Raw genomic sequence first — 16,993 nt, forward strand, 5'->3', positions numbered from 1 at the left:
CGTGGCGGGTGTCATCGACTTCGAGGTCGCCTTCCCCACCGGGCGGCTGGACCTCGGGGCCGTCGCCGAGCGCACCGGGCTGCCGCTGCCGGAGATCCTCCGGATCACGCACAGCCCGGTGTTCCCGGCGCTCGGTCCCGGCGAGAGGTCCGTCGACCTGGCGGTGGAGTCGGCGCGGGCGCTGCTCAAGCGCTCGCCGGTGGCCCCGGAGGACGTCACGCACGTGGTGTACGCCGGGTCGGGCGAGTGGGACGAGCCGTTCTGGTCGCCCGCCGCCCACGCCGCCGCCGAACTGGGGCTGGCCGACGCGCACTGCTTCGAGGTGACCAACTTCTGCAACGCCTCGGCGGCGGCCCTCGCGGTCGCCTCGGACAAGGTCGACCTCGGCCGGGCGGGCGTGGTGCTGGTGCTGGTCGCCGACCGGCTCAGCACCATGGTCGACCACGACGACCCGGGTTCGAAGGAGTTGTTCAACTTCGGCGACGCGGGCGGCGCGCTGCTGGTGGGCGCCGGCGGCGAGTTCGAGGTGCTCGGCTCGCGGATGCGGACCGACCCGACGTGGTCGCACTACTACCACGGCGAGGTCCGCGACGACCGGGTGGTGATCCGGCGCGAGCCGCACCGCCCCGGTCTGAGCGCCGCGTACGTGCGGAACTTCACCGCGCTCACCGACCGGGTGCTGGCCGACGTCGGCGCCCGGGTCGGTGACGTGGCGTGGTTCCTGGTCAACCACGGCGACCGCGACATGCACCGCAGGGTGCTCGGCGAGCTGGGGATCCCCGAGGCGCGCAGCGTGTTCGGCTACGACCGGCTCGGGCACATGGGCGGGGTCGACGTGTTCCTGGCCCTGCGGTCGCTGCTGGACGACCGCAGGCTGCGGCCGGGCGACCTCGTGCTGTTCGCCACCAGCGCGATGGGTTTCAGTTGGGCGATCACCGCCGTGCGGTACACACCGGGGCGGTCCACCGGGGAGGTTCGTAGCGATGCGCCATGACCCGTACGGCACGGGTGTGCTCACCAAGGACAACCCGGCGGAGGACGACCGCCTGCGGTTGCTGGAGGTGGCGCTGGACCCGGTCAGCCGGGCGGCGGTGGACGGCCTGCCGCTGCCCGCCGCGCCGCGCTGCCTGGACCTGGCCGCCGGGCGCGGCTCGGTCGCCTACTGGCTGGCCGGGAGGTTCCCGGACGGCGAGGTGGTGGCGGCCGACATCGACCCGCGCTACCTGGACCCGACCGCCGCGCCCAACCTGGAGGTGCTGCCGTTCGACGCCCGCGAGGAGACCTTCCCGGACGCGTCGTTCGACCTGGTGCACACCCGGTCGGCGCTCAAGCACCTGCCGGAGCGGGAGGAGGTCCTGGCCCGGCTGGTGAGGTGGGTGAAGCCCGGCGGGTGGGTGGTCGCCGTGGACGGGTACTGGTTCCCGTCCGACGAGACCGCGAACCCCGCGTGGGCGGAGGTCGTGCAGGCCGTGGTGGACCGGATGACCGCGCAGGGCGGGGACATGCGGTGGACGCGCCGGCTGCCCGCCCTGATCGCCCGGCTGGGCCTGGCCGACGTGTCGGTGCGGCTCGCGCCCTCGCTCGCGGGCTGGGACGGCTGGGGCGCGCAGCACCACGAGTGGCTGCGCGCCACCGTCGAGCAGATCGGCCCGACCCTGGTCGCGGACGGGCTGCTCACCGAGCAGGCGCTGCACCGGTTCCTGGCCACCCCCGACGGCCCGGACCTGGCCGAGTGGTTCGGCCTGGTCGCCGCCGTCGTCGGACGGGTGCCGTGACCGTCGCGCCCGACCTGCGCCCGCTCGACCTCGGCGACCTGCCCGCGTGCCTCGACCTGGCCCGCGAGCGGGACTGGGCGCCGGAGACCCGCGCGTGGCTGCCGCTGTTCGAGTTCGGCCGGGTCTACGGGCTGCGCGACCCGGACGGCGCGCTGGCCGCCACCGTGTCCGTCGTCGCGTACGGGACCCGGCTGGCCGTGATCGGCGCGATGCTGGTCGCGCCCCGGCACGCCCGGCGCGGGGTCGGCACGGCGGTGTTCCGCGCCGCGCTGGAACGGGCCGGCACGGCGACGGCGTGGCTCACCGCGACCCCGGCGGGCGCACCGATCTACCACGCCGCCGGGTTCCGCCGGATCGCCACGCACGTCCGGTACTCCGGGACGCCGCGCGTGGCGGGCCCGCCGGGCAGCAGGCCCGCCACCGTGCACGACCTGCCCGCGATCGCCCGGCTGGACGAGGAGGCGCTCGGCGTGCCCCGGCACGCCGTGCTCGCCCACCTGTTCTCCGTCGCGGCGGCCACCCGAGTGGTGGACGGGCCGGACGGGCCGCTGGGCTACGGGATCGCCTGGCGCGGCGCGTGTTCCCACGTGCTGGGACCCCTTGTGACCGCCGACGACGACACCGCGCGGGTGCTGGCCGACGACCTGTCGCGGGACGTGGCGCGGCCGTTGCGGGTCGACGTCGCGGCGGGCTCCGCGCTGGTCACGTGGGCTCGGCGGGCCGGGCTCGCGGAGGGGTCGACGGCCGGGGAGATGGTGCTGGGGGACGACCTGCCGGGCGATCGGCGCAGGGTGCGGGTGTTCGCGACGGGAGCCCTGGGATGAGCGACCCTCTCACCGTGCGTGGGTGCTTCGGTACATTCAGTGCACCGGACACCGATCGCCGTGACACTAGGGGCACCCGTGACGACGCCGACCCACCTGAGGACCTTCCTGGACCGCCTCGGCTGGCCGCCGGAGCAGTTGGCGCGGGAGATCAACCGCCGGTGCGGCGACGGCACGATCAGCCCGAAAGCGCCCTACCACTGGCTCAAGGGGGCCTACCCCCGCCGGCGCATCCCCTACGCCGTGGCGGAGATCCTCTCCGAGCACCTGAACGAAACGATCGACATCAGCGTGATCTGGCCCAACGGGCTGGACGACGACGGTGCCCAGCGGGACGGGGTTCCGGTCGAAGGGGCGCGGGAGGGCGATCCCGCGCCGGCCGCCGGCCTGCACGCCGTCCACGACCACCGCTCGGAACTCGTCCGGCACTCGTGCGAATCGCTGACGCTGTCCCGGGAAGTGGCCGCCACCAACGTGGACGAGGCCGCGTTCGACCGGTTCGAGGCGGAGCTGTCGGCCATCGGCCAGTCCTACGCCTACGTCCCGGCCGGGACCCTCGCGCACCGCACCACCCTGTTCCGCGACCGGATCGCCGAGCTGCTGCACGGCCGGCAGCGGCCCGCCCAGCGCGTCCGGCTGCTGTCCTACGCCGCCAAGAGCTGCGTGCTGCTCGCGTGGCTGACCGACGACCTCGGCGAGCGCACGGTCGCGCACAACCACGCCACCGCCGCGTGGGACCTCGCCGACCTGTCCGACCAGCACGACGCGCGCCGCTGGGTGCGCGCCGTCCAGTCCCGGCAGTCGTTCTGGCTCGGCCACTTCGTGGAGGCGGCCCAGCTCGCGGCGGACGGCGCGACGCGCCCCGGCGGCGACGGCCTCGACGCCGTCCTCCTGCTCCAGGAGGCGCGCGCCTGGGCGGGCGCGCGGATGGACGCCGACGCCCGGCGCGCCCTCGCCGAGTGGCGCTCGCTGCCCCGCTCCGAGACCGCCGGCGGCCGGCACCCCATGGTGATGATCCCGCCCGGCGTCCAGTCCTACCTGGCCGGTGCCACGCTCCTGCTGCTGCGCCAGCCCGAGAACGCGCTCAAGGAGCTGACCCGCTCGCTGGAACTCCAGCGCGCCTCGGCACCCGCCGCGCGCTCGCGCGACCTGGAGATCCTGGTGCGCGCCCACATCGCCCGCTGCCACGCCGCGCGCGGCGACCGCCGAGCGGGCGCGGAGGCGCTGGCGACCGCGCTCGACCCCGAACCGGCCGACCTGATCCGCCCCGTCCGCACCGCGCTCGCCGACACCCGGCGGGCGCTGGCCGGGCCGCTCGGCGGGCACCCGGGAACGACCGAGCAGCTGGCCGCGCGGCCCACCGGGTGACCGGGCCGGCCGCCACCCGACCGGAGGTCCGATGACGACCGTCGTCCTGGTGCACGGCGCGTGGCACGGCGCGTGGGCGTGGTCCCGCGTGGAGCCGCTGCTGCGCGAGGAGGGACTGTCCACCACGGCCGTCGAGCTGCCGTTCACCACGTTCGCCGACGACGTCGGGGCCGTGCGCGACGCGGTGGTCGCGGCGGGCGGGCCGGTGCTGCTGGTGGGCCACAGCTACGGCGGCTCCCCCGTCAGCGCGGCGAGCGCGACCCCGGGCGTGGCGGGCGTCGTGTTCGTCACCGCGAAGGTCGTCCGGGCGGGCGGGCCGCAGGACCTCGGCGAGTCCGAACTGCCCGCCGGGCACACGTCCGTGCTGACCCCCGAACTGACCGCCGCGATCGAGCTGGGCGACGACGGCCGCACCCGCGTCGCGGCAGCCGACGCGCTGGACCTGTTCTACCACGACTGCCCTACCGGTCCGGCCCACGCCGCCGCCCGCCGCCTGCGCCCGGTGGCCGTCGCCTGCGCGACCGGTTCCCCGACGTCCACCGGCTGGCAGCACCTGCCCACGACCTACGTGCTGTGCACGCAGGACCGGGCGATCCCGTTGGCGGTGCAGGAGGCGTACGCGTCCCGCCTGACCGGCGACCGGGTCCGGCTGCACGCCGGGCACTCGCCGTTCTACAGCCACCCCGCCGACCTGGCCCACACCCTCGTCCGCGCCGCCCACAACGCCTGTCGGTGAGCGCGTGCGCACGACAGCCGGAGCCGGCTCAGTGACGAAGCGCGGTGCGGGCTGCTGCGCGGCCGACGCGGTCAGGCCGCAAGGCGGCCTGACCGGTGATCGGGTCCCGCCGGCGGGCCGGTCGGGGAAGAGGGGCGAGGAGAAGGCGGGGACTAGGTCTGGGAGTTGAGGAGGAAGTTCCCGCATGGCCTCGCGCCACCAGGTTAGCACTGCCGGGCCGGTGTCACCGGGGTACCAGGTTCTTCAGCGTGGCCAACGTGAACACCTCCGAACCCTCCGGCAGGTCTTCCGGGCGTTCGAGGCCGATGTAGGTCACCGGCTCGTCGTACACCGCGTCCGGCGTCCACACCTCGTACGCCTCCGCCTTGGCGCGCAGCAGTTCCACCACATCGCCGACCGTCAGGTACGTGCGCCCGAGCACGGCCCGCGCCACCACGGCGGCGCTGAGGCGGTTGGTCTCGCCCCGGTTGCCCCACGACAGCCCGCGCAGGTACAGGTGCAGCCACTTCGCCGTCCACGAACCGTCCTCCGCGCGGCTGAACACCACCGGCAGCGCCACGCGGCCCGAGCCGCGCAGCTCGGAGCGCATCCGGACGGTGGCCGCTTCGTACGGTCGGCCGCGCTGGTCGAGGGCGCGGGTCATGAAGCCGAACGACGACTCCGCCGCCTCCGCGAACCGCTCGCCGCTGTAGATGTCCACCTGCGGCAGCAGGTGGTGGGCGGACACCGTTCCCAGCGGTACGTCCACGAACTCGGTCGCACCGCTGGACGCGTTGGTCACGTCGCCCGAGTAGTACGCCCCGTCCTGGCTGTAGTTCGTCCACGACACGTGGCCGAGGAAGCCGAAGTCCTGGTCCAGCATCGTCGCGGACAGGTCGTAGTCGGTGCCGCGCCGGTGCTGCCGCCAGTAGGCGAAGAACCGCAGCAGTTCTCCCTCGACGCGGCTGACCGAACCGCGCGGCAGCACCGCGAACCCGTCGGCGGTGCCCTTGTCGGACAACGGGAGCGCGACGGTGAGCACGTCCGGGTCGACCACCAGCCGGCGGTGGGCGGGCAGCCTGCGCAGCAGTTCGGCGTCCAGCAGGGCGGTCAGCCGCGCCACCGCGCCCGGGTCGAGCGGGGCGCGGTCGTCGGGGGCCACCCAGGTGCGCTGCTCGCGGTTGGTGAAGACGCGGACGGGGTCCGGTGCGGTGCGGTTGGCCAGGTGTTCGCGCACCGAGCACAGCACCCGCCCGGACACCCGGTCCAGCACGGTCGCCACCGTCGCCACGACGTCGTCCACCTGCTCCGGGCGGGCGGACCGCAGCACCCGGTCCAGCGCGCGCAGCAGCCTGCCGGGCGCGACGGCGAGCAGGCGGACGGCGTGCGGCACGTCGCCGTCCGCGAACGCCAACTCCACCCGGCCCGCCGACGAGCGCACCTCCCGTTCGCCCCGGGCCACCGCGAAGACGTCCTGGGCGTGCGGGAAACCCTTGTGCTCGTGCGGGTGCAGCCGCTCGCCCAGCCGCTGCCAGCGGCGGCGGTGCACGGCCACGTCGCCGAGCGCGGCGGGGTGCTCGGCGACGACCGCGTCCAGCGCGGCGAGCAGCGCACGGCGCTCCGGGCGCCGGAACGACCGGAACCGGGTGACCGCGCGCAGGGTCACGTCCCCGCCGGATGCCCGGCAGGCCAGCCGGAGCACGTCGGTGACGGTGTCCACGTCGAGCAGCGGGCGGCCCGCCGCGAACCGGGAGGCGTTGACCACGGCCCGGTTCTCCCGCACCGGGACCTCCTCGGGCTGCTCGCCGTCGAGGCAGTGCGCGGCCAGCCGGCCCAGCGCGTCGAGGTCGGCTTCGGCGAGCGGCACCGGGCTGCCGGCCAGCGCGAGGTAGAGCGCGCGCTGCTCCTGCTCCGGCGTGCCGCCCAGGTGCAGCACGGTGACGCGGTCCTTCACCGAGGGGACCAGCTCGTCGTGCGCGGCGAGCAGTTCCGCGTAGGTGTGCTGGACGACGCCGTAGCCCGGCAGCCGCAGCAGGTCGACCAGGCCCTCGCGCAGGACCGCCGCCACCTGCTCGTCGGACGCGCCGGGACCGCCCACGGCGGTGCGCAGCGACCACACCCAGAAGTCCACGGTGTCGGGCACGTTGTGCGGGAAGTCCTTGAAGTACGGGTTGTGCTCGACGTCGTCGCCGACGAGCGCCCGCACCGCGCCGACCACCTCGACGGCGAGGTCCAGCGCAGCGGGCACGGCGAGCCCGGACACGTGCCGCAGCAGCTCCCCCGACGCCTTGAACCCGGCCTGGACGAGCACCGCGTCCAACTGGCGGGCGACCGCGCCGCCGTCGCCGGGCGGACCGCCCGAAGCCGGTACCCGGAGCGTCTTGCGGATGACGAGGTCTCGGAACATGGTGCCCTTCCACGCGCTGGTGCCGGGGCACAGCTTGCCATCGCGCCCGTTGCGGGCGCAGGGGTTCACCGAGGCTGCCGCAGCGAGTGGTACTCGGCGGCGGTCTGCTCGGCGACCCGGCGCAGCGCGTCGACCGGGTCCTGCTCCGGCGGCCCGTCGAGGGCGGCCGGGTGCGCGGCGACCGGCACCGCCGCCGGGTCGGACAGGTGCGGGAGGACGACCGACCGCACGGCGTCCTCGTAGCCGGCCAGCTCCTCGACCAGTTCGGCCAGCCGCGCCGCCTCCGCCGCGCCGGTCGGCTCCGGCCCGGGTTCGGCGAGGGTCGCCGCCACGCGTGCCCGGTGCTCCTCGGCGAGCGCCGGCACGGACTCGCGCACGGCCCGCCGGGCGTCGGCTTGAGGACCGGGCACGTCCCGGAGCAATACGTCGGCGAGCCCGTCGCGCAGCTCGCGCAGCTCGTCGGTCAACGGCCGGACGGGCGGCGGGGAGGTCGGCAGGCAGTGGCCCACCGAGGTGAAGTCGGCCGGTGCGCCGACGCGCAGCCACTCCACCACGTCCACCAGGTAGGCGCGGAAACCGGCCGTCGCGGCAGCCCACTCCGCCTGGTCGGTGACGCCGTGGTGCGCGGCGAGCGCGGCCAGCACGCCGTCCGCCGCACCGGGGCCGAGCGGTTGCGCGGCGAGCGCGCGGGCGAACGCGTCGTACTCCCGCCGCCGGGTCCGGTGGGCCGGTTCGAGGGGCAGCCGGCCCTGGTGGGCGATCCACCGCCACGCCTGTGCGGCGGCGGCGAACACCGGCCGGGTGACCAGCTTCCCGTTCTCCGCCCGCCACTCGCGGACGTCGGCCGCGTCGTCCCGGCCGAACGCGGCGCGCGCGGCGGCCAGCCGCTCCGCCGCGTCGGGGGCCAGCAGGAGGCGCAGCGCGGAATCGTCGGTGAGCCGGCCGAGCACGCGGCGGATCACCCGCCGGTCGTCCGAACCCGCGAGTTCCCGGGCGGCAGCGGCCATCCGCTCCCCCGCCGCCTCGACGGCGGCGCACTCCCGGAGGCGGGTTCGGCACGCGGTCAACGCGGTGATCAGCGCGCCGGGCAGCCCCTTCGGGTCGGCGAGCACGGCGTCCAAGTCGTCGGGCGGTGCCGTGCTCAGCTTGTCGAGGCGGCGCAACGACTTCCGCGCGGCGCGCACGCGGGTGGCCCGTCTGCGCGCCGCGCGGAGCGTGGCCGACAGCGCGGCGAGCAGCCGGTTGATCTCGTGCTCCCGGTTGGTCCACCGCTCCAGCAACGCGCCGTTCTCGCGGTGGTGCAGGTCGATCCAGTCGGCCAGCAGCCGGTGCACGTCGTCGGCCTCGCGTCCGGCGAACGGCAGCACGTGCACACCGGGATCGGCGACGACCACCACGCACGGCACGTGCGCGGAGATCTCCGGGCGCTGCAACAACTCCGTGGTGTCCGGCGACTCGTGGTCAGGATCGTCACCGGGGAACGCGACGCGCACGGGCCCCGTCGACCGCGCGGCCAAGTCCGCGGCGAACCGGTCCCGCAAATCCCGCCCCACCACCGAATCGCCGCCGAGCACGAACGCGCTCCACCCGAACCGGTCGGTGATCGACGGTAGCGGCCGGGGCGCACGCCGGCGCGGCACCCCGGCACCGGCAGCGGGCAGGACCATGGGCCGACCATGACAATCGCGGTCGCGCGCTGTCAAGCGATCAAGCCCCGGCGGCCGCCCCCGACGACAGGAGCAGGAGCCCGGTCACGCGGCGTGCCGGTCGCCCGAGCGCCACACCGTGCCGCGCCGCTCGTGCTCGAACAGGTCCTCCACGGCGAGGGCGGCCCGCGCCCCGAACTCGCGCTCCAGCAGGTACAGGCCCAGGTCCAGGCCGGAGGTCACGCCGCCCGAGGTGACCAGGTCGCCGTCGTCCACCACCCGCGCGCGCACCGGCGTCGCGCCGGCGTCGGCGAGCAGGTCCCGGCCCAGGCGGTGGGTGGTGGCGGGCCGGCCCGGGATCAGGCCCGCCAGGGCGAGCACCAGCGAGCCGCCGCAGACCGTGGCCGTGGTGACGCCGGGCCGGTCCAGGCACTGCCCGAGCAGCGCCGGCAAGCCGGTGCCGAGGGCGCGGCGCAGCACGTCCGCGACGGCCTCGACCGGGGCCGCCGCTCCCGGCACGACGACCAGGTCCGCGCGGGCCGGTTCCAGCGGACCGGTGGCGCGCAGGCCGAGCGGGGGCAGGCCGCTGGGCACCTCGCGGGCACCCTCGGCGGACACCAGCCCGGCGGTCACGCCGCCGGCGGTCAGCACCTCGTACGGCGCGATCACGTCCAGCGGGTCGAACCCGTCGAACAGCACGATCTGGGCGAGCATCTCCGGATCAGTCCTCCCTCGGCAGTCGGCGGCACCGACGCTAACGACGGCCCGCACCCGGCGGAACCGGCCGGAATGCCACGGAGCACCCGATTCTCGCCAACGGCGTGACCAGCGGTTCTCCGGATGAGCCCAGGTCGGCGGGAATCAGAGGCCCGGCTAGGTTGCGGCCATGCACACCGTGGCCGTCCTCGCGCTCGACAAGGTCATCCCGTTCGACCTGTCGACACCGATCGAGGTGTTCACCCGCACCCGGCTGCCCGACGGCCGCCCCGCCTACCGGCTCCGGGTCTGCGGCGTGACGCCGACCGTGGACGCGGGGGCGTTCACCGTGCAGGCGCCGTGGGGCCTGGAGGGTCTCGCGGGTGCCGACACGATCATCGTGCCCGGCTGCGCCGACCTCGACGCGCCCGTGCCGGACGACGTCCTCGACGCGCTGCGCCGGGCCGCCGCCCGCACCACCCGGATCGCCTCGATCTGCTCGGGCGCGTTCGTCCTGGCCGCCACCGGGCTGCTCGACGGGCTGCGCGCCACCACGCACTGGGCGTGCGCGGCGCTGCTGGCGCGGCGGTACCCGGCGGTCGAGGTCGACCCGGGCGTGCTCTACGTCGACAACGGCCGGTACCTCACCTCGGCGGGCGCGGCGGCCGGGCTCGACCTGTGCCTGCACCTGATCCGGCGCGACCACGGCTCGGCGGTCGCCGCCGACGCCGCCCGGCTGTCGGTGATGCCGCTGGAGCGCGAGGGCGGGCAGGCGCAGTTCGTCGTGCACGACCTGCCGCCGGTCCCGCGCGGCTCGGCGTTGGAGCCGCTGCTGCGGTGGATGGAGGACAACGCCGCCCGCGACCTGGCGCTGACCGACCTGGCGCGGCAGGCCGGGATGAGCACCCGGACGTTGAACCGGCGGTTCCGCGAGCAGACCGGCGACACCCCGGTGCAGTGGCTGCTGCGCGCCCGGGTCCGGCAGGCGCAGCACCTGCTGGAGAGCACCGACCACCCGGTGGACCTGGTGGGCGCGCGGACCGGCTTCGGCTCCCCCACGGCGTTCCGCGACCGGTTCCGCCGGGTCGTCGGCACCAGCCCGCACGCCTACCGCGCCGCCTTCCGCGCCGGCTGACGCCCCGCCGGTCGACGCCTCAGCCCACCGGCTGCAACCGCAGCGGCGGTTCCGGCACGCGGATCGGGTTGACCGACGCCAACTCGTCGGCGAGGTCCCGGCAGTCGCCGCACTCACCGAGGTGTTCGTCCACGACGGACCTGCGGCGGGGCCGCAGCGCCCGCCGGGCCCACGTGCCCAGCTCCTCGACCACGTGCGCGCAGCCCGGCGGGAAGGGCCGCCGGGTGACGTGCGCGTCGAGGTAGGCCGCGCGCAGCGCCTCGCGGGCGCGGTGGGCGCGGGAGGACACCGCGTTGGGCGAGATGTCCAGCAGCGGTGCGGCGACGGCCGGCGGGTAGCCCAGCACCTCGGTGTAGAGCAGGACCTCGCGGGCGGCGGCGGGCAGCCGGTCGAACGCGCGCAGCGCGAGGCTGCGCTCCAGCACGCCTTCGACCGCGCGCTCCGGGTACGGCATCGGATCGGCGCGGGCGTGCGCCGCCTCGTCCGCCGCCGGGTCGCCGGTCAGCAGCTCCTGCGCCTCACGGCGTTTGCGGGCCAGCGCGGCGCGGGTGATCGTGGTCAGCAGGTAGGCGCGGAAGGACCGGGTGGGCCCGCCGCCGGCCAGCAGCACCTCCAGCACCCGCAGGAACCCCTCCGACACCACCTCGTCGGCCTCGGCCGGGCACCGGGGCACCAGGTGGCGGGCCCGCGCGCGGGCGACCGCGAGGTGCCGTTCGTAGAGGGGGCTGAAGGCGGCCACGGTGCCGGCCCGCACCAACGCCACCAACCGGTCGTCGCTCGCCGCCGAGTAGTGCCCTCGCGCGACAGCTCCCGTTGCGGTCACGAGTCAGCCTCGCAATGTGCGGTACGTCCAAGTAAGGGTTACACGAACGTACCAGCAAGAGTGCGAAGGGTGTCAATCCGACTGCTCAGGGTGATGACGGCGGCGCGGGCCCGACCGGGCCGGTGTCAGCCGGCGGGCTCGTCGGGGTCGGGCAGCGGCGGCAGCGGCAGGTCGGGGTCGAGCACCACCCCCGCGTCGCGCAGCACGTCGTCCAGCACGCCCCACACCCAGCCCGACAGCGTGCCGATCAGCCGGTCCCGGTCCAGCGGGCCGGGTTCGACCGTCCAGCGCGCGGTGGTCGACTCGACCATGCCGACGAGCCCGTAGGCCAGCGGGTCGGCAACCCGTGCGTCCACGCCGAGCAGCGCCAGGTAGCCGCCGATCACCCCGCCCAGCAGCGCGCTGATCCGGGCCCGGATGTCGGTCGCCCACAGCCGCCGGTCTTGGTCGGCCTCCACCGAGCGGGACACGACGTAGTGGTAGAGCGCGACGTGGTCGGTCATCCACACCACGAAGGTGCGCACGACCCGGGTGACGATCTCGCGCGCGCTGCCGCCGGGCCGGGTCAGCACGGGCTCCATCTCGGCGATGATCAGCTCCGAGATCCGCCGGCCGACTGCGCCGTACACGTCGTCGGCGTCGGCGAAGTGGCGGTAGAGCAGGGGGCGGGAGATCCCGGCGCGCTCGGCGATCTGCTCGGTGGACACCCACGGCCCGTGCTCGCCGATGGCCTCCAGGGCGGCGGTCACGACCTCCGCGCGCCGCTTCTCCCGCTGACCCGCCCACCGGGCGGCCCTGCCGTCCACGGGCTTGTCCCGCTCGTCGCCGTCCGCCACGGGGCTACAGGGTAGTGACCGCGCAACCCGGACGACCGGTACCGGGTGCCCGGCGGGCCCCGGCGCGCGCTGGTCCGCGCGCCGGGGCCGCAGGTCACCGCGCGCCGGGACCGGCGAACGGCTTCAGCAGGTCGTCCACAGTGGACAAGCGGCCGTTCTTCATCACCATCCGCACGTCGGCGAGCTTGGCCAGGTCGCGGGAGGCGTCGCCGCCGGTGAACACCAGGTCCGCCAGCTTGCCCTCCTCGACGCTGCCCAGGTCGTCCTCCACGCCGAGCTGCCGCGCCGGCAGCAGGGTCGCGCTCTGCAGCACCTGGAACGGGTCGACGCCGTACTTGCCCATCGCCCGCAGGTTCAGGTGCAGGCTGAGCGCCATGGTGTCCAGCGGCGCGTCGGTGCCCGCGAGCACCGACCCGCCGGCGGCCAGCAGCCGCTTGACCACACCGACCTCGCGCCGCGCCTGCTCGGCGTTGCCGTCGAGGAACCCGCACGGCCCGAGCCCCTGCGCGCAGAGCACCTTCGCGTGCAGGGTCTGCTGCTCCTGCGCCGTGTAGAGGGTGCGCACCCTGGGGTCGTCCTCCATGCCGGGGTCGTCGGCGAGCATCGAGCCGGAGCTGAACAGCGTGGTGCTGAACGGCATCCCGCCGCGCGCCGCCAACTGGACGACGTCCTCGTACACCCCGCCCGCCGAGGCGTCGCGGGCGAACGAGAAGCCCCACTTGGTCGGCCCGGCGAGGTGCTCCTTCATGTCCACGCCGTGCGCGATGGCGGGGTACAGGTAGTGCGAGGTGGTCGGGATGCCCAGGTCGTGCGCCCGGCCGGCGACCCGGGCCTGCCAGTCGAACGGGAACCGCTGGTAGGTCTTGACCAGGTCGTAGTCCAGCTCGCGGACCCGGGACAGCTCCAGGCCGAGCTGGCGCTCGGAGCGCACCGGCCGGGCGAACTCCCACCCCACGCGGGAGCCCTCCAGCATCTCGCCGGTCATGAAGAACCTCGGCCCGGTGCGCGCGCCCGCGTCCAGCGCCTCGCGGTCCTCCACCGCCCGGTACACCGGGTCGCCGGTCGACCGGGTCGTGGTGATGCCGTAGGACAGCAGCAGCCGGCCCAGCCGGTCGCCGACGTACTTGGCCCGCATCTCCTGGTGGACGTGCATGTCGACCAGGCCCGGCGTGACGGTCAGCGCGCTCGCGTCCACGTACCGCCAGCCCGCGAGGGCCCGGTCCGGCCGGTGCGGCTCGATGCCGCGGATGCGGTTGTCCACCACGACGATGTCCACGTCGGTGCGCGGCGCGGCGTTGCGGCCGTCCCACAGCCGGCCCGCCCGGATCACCACCCGGCTCTCCGGCTTGTCCCGGGTGTAGGTCAGGCCGACCGGCACGTCGGTGGAGGTGCCGCCGTCGGCCGTGACCGTCTTGAGCCGGCCGTTGTTGAGGTACAGCAGGGTGTTGCCGGGGCCCCACGTCGGCGCGTCGCTGGCCTCGCGGGTGACCTGGCGGGCGGGGCCGGTGGGCGTGCCGGACGGGTCGACCGGCAGGACGTGGACGGTGCTGTCCATGGAGAACGCGAGCGCCCGGCCGTCCGGCGACCACACCGGGCCGTCGTCGCCCCGGGTGGACACCGACGCGAACGGGGCCGGCTCGACGGTCTTCGTCGTGCCGGAGGCCAGGTCGAGCAGCAGGATCTGGTTGCGCTCGGCCGCCGACACGGCCATCGCCAGGGTCCGGCCGTCCGGCGACCAGCTCGGCCGGCCGGGGGTGTTGAGCGGCCCGAGCACGCGGGTCGTCGCGCCGGAGGCGGTGTCCAGGGTGAAGGTCTGCGCGTTCTGGTCCTGGAAGGCCAGCGACCGGCCGTCCGGCGACCAGGTGGGCGCGATCTCCGCGCCCGGCAGCGACGTCAGCCGCCGTTCCGCGCCCGTGGCGACCTCCAGCGCGTACAGGTCGATGGTGCCCGCCTTGTCCGACGCGTAGGCGACGCGCGTGCCGTCGCGCGACCACGCCGGGTCCGACTCGTGGAACCCGTCGCGGGTGATCTGCTTCGGGCTGCCGCCGACCGGCAGCAGCCACAGGTCGTTGAGCGCCTTGAACACCACGGTCCTGCCGTCGGGCGACAGCGCGGGTCCGGCGATGCCTCGCACCGGCCGGGGGCGCCTGCTGTCGAAGTCGTACGCCTTGCGCTCGTAGCGGTCGCGGCGGAGCTGGAACGTGGCGGTGAACGGGATCTCGCGGGACGCCCCGGTGCTCACCCGGGTCACCGCGATGTGGCCGTTCGCGCCGTAGACCAGCTCGTCCGCGTCGCGCCAGCGGGGCGGGAACGGGAACACGTCGCGGTAGGCGCCCACCTGGCGCACCGCACCGTTCTCCACGACGTGGAGGGTCCGGCCGCCCTGCCCGCCGCGCAGGAACGCGAGCCGCTTGCCGTCCGGCGACCACGAGGGCGCCCCGATGAACCCCTGCCCGGCGGGGACGACCGCGCGGACCGCGCCGGTGGCCAGGTCGACGCTCTCCACGGCGTTGCCCCGCACGTAGGCGATTGAGCGGCCGTCGGGGTGCCAGGCCGGGTGGGTCTCGGCCGTCGTCGCCGAGGTGATCCGCTTGAGCGCCCCGGAGCGCACGTCCACGGTCCAGATGTCGTCGCTGCCCTGCCGGGCGGAGGTGAACGCGATGGTGCGGCCGTCCGGCGACCACGCGGGGTACAGGTCGTCGTACTCGCCCCGGGTGACCTGCCGGGGATCGGTGCCGTCCGACGCGACGGTCCGGATGTGGAACATGCCGTCCGCGAACGACTGGATCGCGATCCGGCTGCCGTCCGGGGAGAACGACGGCCAGTAGGGGTCGAGGAGGTCCCCGCCGATCGGCTTGGCGGTGCCGCCGCCGGGCGGCACCGAGAACAGCTGCCCCTGGAGGTCCAGGACGACCGTGCCGTCGCGCGGCGACACGGCGACCGCGAGGTTGGTGCCCTCGCTGACCGTGACCGGGGTGGTCCTCGGGCGGGGTGCGGCGACCGGGGCGGGGGTGACGGAGGAGGTGGCGAGCAGGCAGGCCAGCGCCACGACGCCGAACCGGCGGTGGTGCGCAGTACGCATGTCAGAAACTCCTTGCGCGGTGCGCTCCCCGCGCCGGGGGTGCCGGCGCGGGGAGCGGCGAGGTCAGAGTCCGAACGCGAGCAGGACGTTGCCGTGATCACTCGGGTACGAGGGCCAGTAGCCGGACTGCACGTAGAGCATCCCGTCGGCGACCACCGCGCCGCCGTTGCCGGAGATCGCGCTGCCGCGCCCGGTCAGGCCGTTCACGCCCTGGAAGTCGCGGATCGTGTCGTACTCCCAGCGCACCTTGCCGGTGGTGGAGTCGTAGATCCGCATCTTGCCGTCGACGCTGCCCTCGTAGACCAGGCCGGGACTGGTGGTGACGGCCGGGGTGTGCGAGCGCTGGCACACCTGCGGGAACTGGGCCGCGCCGCCGGTGGTGCAGCCGTTCTCCGGGTTCGGCGTCTCCCAGAGGACGTCGCCGTTGCCCGGGTCGAGGGCGAACACCGTGCCGGGGTTGCCCCAGTTCGTCGCCATGTACAGCCGCTTGCCGTCGGAGCTGCTGCCCCACTGGATGCCGCTCAGGCCGCCGCCGGGCATCGGCTTGGAGAGCTGCCGCCGCCACTGGACCGAGCCGGTGCGCGCGTCGAACACGTGGAAGACGCCGCTCTTCTGGCCGACGCCCACGAGCGTGCGGCCGTCGTGCCGGAACAGGGTGGGCGTCGCGCCGATGTCGTAGTCCAGCGCGGTGCCGTCCTTCTGCCCCGGGCAGTAGCCCTCGTTGTCCGGGAAGCCGCACAGCAGCCGCCAGGTGTCGGCCTGGGTGACCTTCTGCTTCCACTTGGCCGACCCGGTGCGGGCGTCCAGCGCCAGCAGGGTGTCGAAGTCGCCGGTGGTGCCGGAGTACAGGTTGCCGGTGCCGACGTAGAGGGTGTTGGTGCGCTCGTCGACCACCGGCGAGCTCCACACGCCCGCGCCGGACGGCTCGTAGCGGGTCGCGCCGCTGGGCCACGTGCCGACCGCCTGCGGTTCCGGCGTGGTGAAGTAGCGCCACACCAGGTCGCCGGTCTCGGCGTCGATCGAGTCGACGTGACCCCGGAAGGTGCAGCACGGGTAGTTGCGGTCGGGGTTGACGTTCTCGCCGCTGGAGGCCCCGACGTAGATCCGGCCGTCGTGGTAGAGCGGCGAGCTGGTGTGCATCCCGGCGGCGTGCGGTTCGGTGTCCTTGGACCACACGAGCCGCCCGGTCCGCTGGTCCAGCGCGTACAGCCGCCCGCCGTTGTCGCCGAAGAACACCCTGCCCCGGGCCACGGTCGGCCCGTCGATCACCACGCTGCCGGCGCTCACCGTGGCGAGGTCGAACGTCCAGCGGCCGGCACCGGTCTTCGCGTCCAGCGCGTGGAATTTGCCGTCCGGGCTGCCGAAGTAGATGCCGCCGTTCACCACGGCAGGCTGGCTTTTCGCCGGGAATCCGTTCTTCGGATAGGCGAAAGCCCACTTCAGCTGTAGTTTTCCGGCACTCCACGGACCGATCCGGCGTTCGGTCGCGGCGAACCGCGACCCGGACTTGTCACCGGTCCAGCCCGGCCAGTCGCCGGGCCGGTGACCGGCGGTGTCCCCGGTGGCGGAGGCCGCGCCGCCGATGAGCAGCGCGACCACGCCAACCACTGCCGTGATGCGATGTTTCGCTGTGATCACAGGCACGTCCACTCCTGGTTAGGTGGGCGGCCTGGCACTCAACGTAGC

General features: G+C 74.9%; 13 protein-coding genes. 6 read left to right on the forward strand and 7 right to left on the reverse strand.

Features of this window, described 5'->3' with window-relative positions; all coding sequences use genetic code 11:
• The first annotated feature begins 1 nt into the window (after position 1).
• From AB0I60_RS21195 to AB0I60_RS21215, 5 genes are all read left to right on the forward strand, one after another.
• Positions 2-994 (forward strand): 3-oxoacyl-[acyl-carrier-protein] synthase III C-terminal domain-containing protein, encoded by a 993-nt coding sequence (locus AB0I60_RS21195; RefSeq protein WP_360732181.1) that lies wholly within the window; start codon positions 2-4, stop codon positions 992-994.
• A complete protein-coding gene (locus AB0I60_RS21200) occupies positions 984-1,775 on the forward strand; it encodes a class I SAM-dependent methyltransferase (protein WP_360732183.1) in 792 nt (263 codons plus the stop codon). Before AB0I60_RS21195 ends, AB0I60_RS21200 begins: the two co-directional genes overlap by 11 nt.
• The gene (locus AB0I60_RS21205) at positions 1,772-2,599 is read left to right on the forward strand and encodes a GNAT family N-acetyltransferase (protein ID WP_360732185.1); all 828 of its coding nucleotides are present in this window, start codon (positions 1,772-1,774) and stop codon (positions 2,597-2,599) included. Before AB0I60_RS21200 ends, AB0I60_RS21205 begins: the two co-directional genes overlap by 4 nt.
• Before the next feature lie 78 nt (positions 2,600-2,677).
• Entirely contained in the window at positions 2,678-3,967 is a 1,290-nt protein-coding gene (locus tag AB0I60_RS21210; RefSeq protein ID WP_360732187.1) for a hypothetical protein, read from the forward strand.
• Between the two features lie 31 nt (positions 3,968-3,998).
• On the forward strand, positions 3,999-4,703 hold the full coding sequence (locus AB0I60_RS21215; RefSeq protein ID WP_360732188.1) for an alpha/beta fold hydrolase: 705 nt from the start codon (positions 3,999-4,001) through the stop codon (positions 4,701-4,703).
• A 223-nt stretch (positions 4,704-4,926) separates the two neighbouring features.
• On the opposite strand, the gene AB0I60_RS21220 is transcribed toward AB0I60_RS21215, so the two are convergent.
• The 3 genes from AB0I60_RS21220 to AB0I60_RS21230 all read right to left on the reverse strand — a co-directional run bounded on the left by AB0I60_RS21220 (position 4,927) and on the right by AB0I60_RS21230 (position 9,449).
• Positions 4,927-7,089, reverse strand: coding sequence for a hypothetical protein (locus AB0I60_RS21220; RefSeq protein ID WP_360732189.1), 2,163 nt, complete (start codon positions 7,087-7,089; stop codon positions 4,927-4,929).
• 65 nt (positions 7,090-7,154) lie between these two features.
• Positions 7,155-8,756 carry a hypothetical protein gene (locus AB0I60_RS21225; protein WP_360732191.1) on the reverse strand — a complete coding sequence of 534 codons (1,602 nt, stop codon included), beginning with the start codon at positions 8,754-8,756 and terminating at the stop codon, positions 7,155-7,157.
• Between the two features lie 84 nt (positions 8,757-8,840).
• Complete coding sequence (locus AB0I60_RS21230; RefSeq protein WP_360732193.1) at positions 8,841-9,449, reverse strand: DJ-1/PfpI family protein; 609 nt, start codon at positions 9,447-9,449, stop codon at positions 8,841-8,843.
• A gap of 172 nt (positions 9,450-9,621) precedes the next feature.
• Between AB0I60_RS21230 and AB0I60_RS21235 the strand changes: the two genes are divergently transcribed.
• On the forward strand, positions 9,622-10,566 hold the full coding sequence (locus tag AB0I60_RS21235) for a helix-turn-helix domain-containing protein (protein WP_360732194.1): 945 nt from the start codon (positions 9,622-9,624) through the stop codon (positions 10,564-10,566).
• A gap of 19 nt (positions 10,567-10,585) precedes the next feature.
• Here AB0I60_RS21235 and AB0I60_RS21240 read toward each other — a convergent pair whose 3' ends face one another.
• The 4 genes from AB0I60_RS21240 to AB0I60_RS21255 form a co-directional block, all read right to left on the reverse strand.
• Positions 10,586-11,389 carry an RNA polymerase sigma factor gene (locus AB0I60_RS21240; RefSeq protein ID WP_360732195.1) on the reverse strand — a complete coding sequence of 268 codons (804 nt, stop codon included), beginning with the start codon at positions 11,387-11,389 and terminating at the stop codon, positions 10,586-10,588.
• 125 nt (positions 11,390-11,514) lie between these two features.
• A complete protein-coding gene (locus AB0I60_RS21245; protein ID WP_360732196.1) occupies positions 11,515-12,225 on the reverse strand; it encodes a TetR/AcrR family transcriptional regulator in 711 nt (236 codons plus the stop codon).
• A gap of 94 nt (positions 12,226-12,319) precedes the next feature.
• The gene (locus tag AB0I60_RS21250; protein WP_360732198.1) at positions 12,320-15,307 is read right to left on the reverse strand and encodes an amidohydrolase family protein; all 2,988 of its coding nucleotides are present in this window, start codon (positions 15,305-15,307) and stop codon (positions 12,320-12,322) included.
• Between the two features lie 63 nt (positions 15,308-15,370).
• Complete coding sequence (locus AB0I60_RS21255) at positions 15,371-16,906, reverse strand: PQQ-binding-like beta-propeller repeat protein (protein ID WP_360732327.1); 1,536 nt, start codon at positions 16,904-16,906, stop codon at positions 15,371-15,373.
• Between the last annotated feature and the right edge of the window lie 87 nt (positions 16,907-16,993).

The organism is Actinosynnema sp. NPDC050436 (genome assembly GCF_040655415.1).
Lineage (GTDB): Bacteria > Actinomycetota > Actinomycetes > Mycobacteriales > Pseudonocardiaceae > Actinosynnema.

Bases quoted from the DNA above. Each gene is read 5' to 3' on its own strand.
- AB0I60_RS21230 (WP_360732193.1), bottom strand. From the start codon at position 9,449: ATGCTCGCCCAGATCGTGCTGTTCGACGGGTTCGACCCGCTGGACGTG.
- AB0I60_RS21220 (WP_360732189.1), bottom strand. From the start codon at position 7,089: ATGTTCCGAGACCTCGTCATCCGCAAGACGCTCCGGGTACCGGCTTCG.
- AB0I60_RS21225 (WP_360732191.1), bottom strand. From the start codon at position 8,756: ATGGTCCTGCCCGCTGCCGGTGCCGGGGTGCCGCGCCGGCGTGCGCCC.
- AB0I60_RS21215 (WP_360732188.1), top strand. From the start codon at position 3,999: ATGACGACCGTCGTCCTGGTGCACGGCGCGTGGCACGGCGCGTGGGCG.
- AB0I60_RS21250 (WP_360732198.1), bottom strand. From the start codon at position 15,307: ATGCGTACTGCGCACCACCGCCGGTTCGGCGTCGTGGCGCTGGCCTGC.
- AB0I60_RS21200 (WP_360732183.1), top strand. From the start codon at position 984: ATGCGCCATGACCCGTACGGCACGGGTGTGCTCACCAAGGACAACCCG.
- AB0I60_RS21235 (WP_360732194.1), top strand. From the start codon at position 9,622: ATGCACACCGTGGCCGTCCTCGCGCTCGACAAGGTCATCCCGTTCGAC.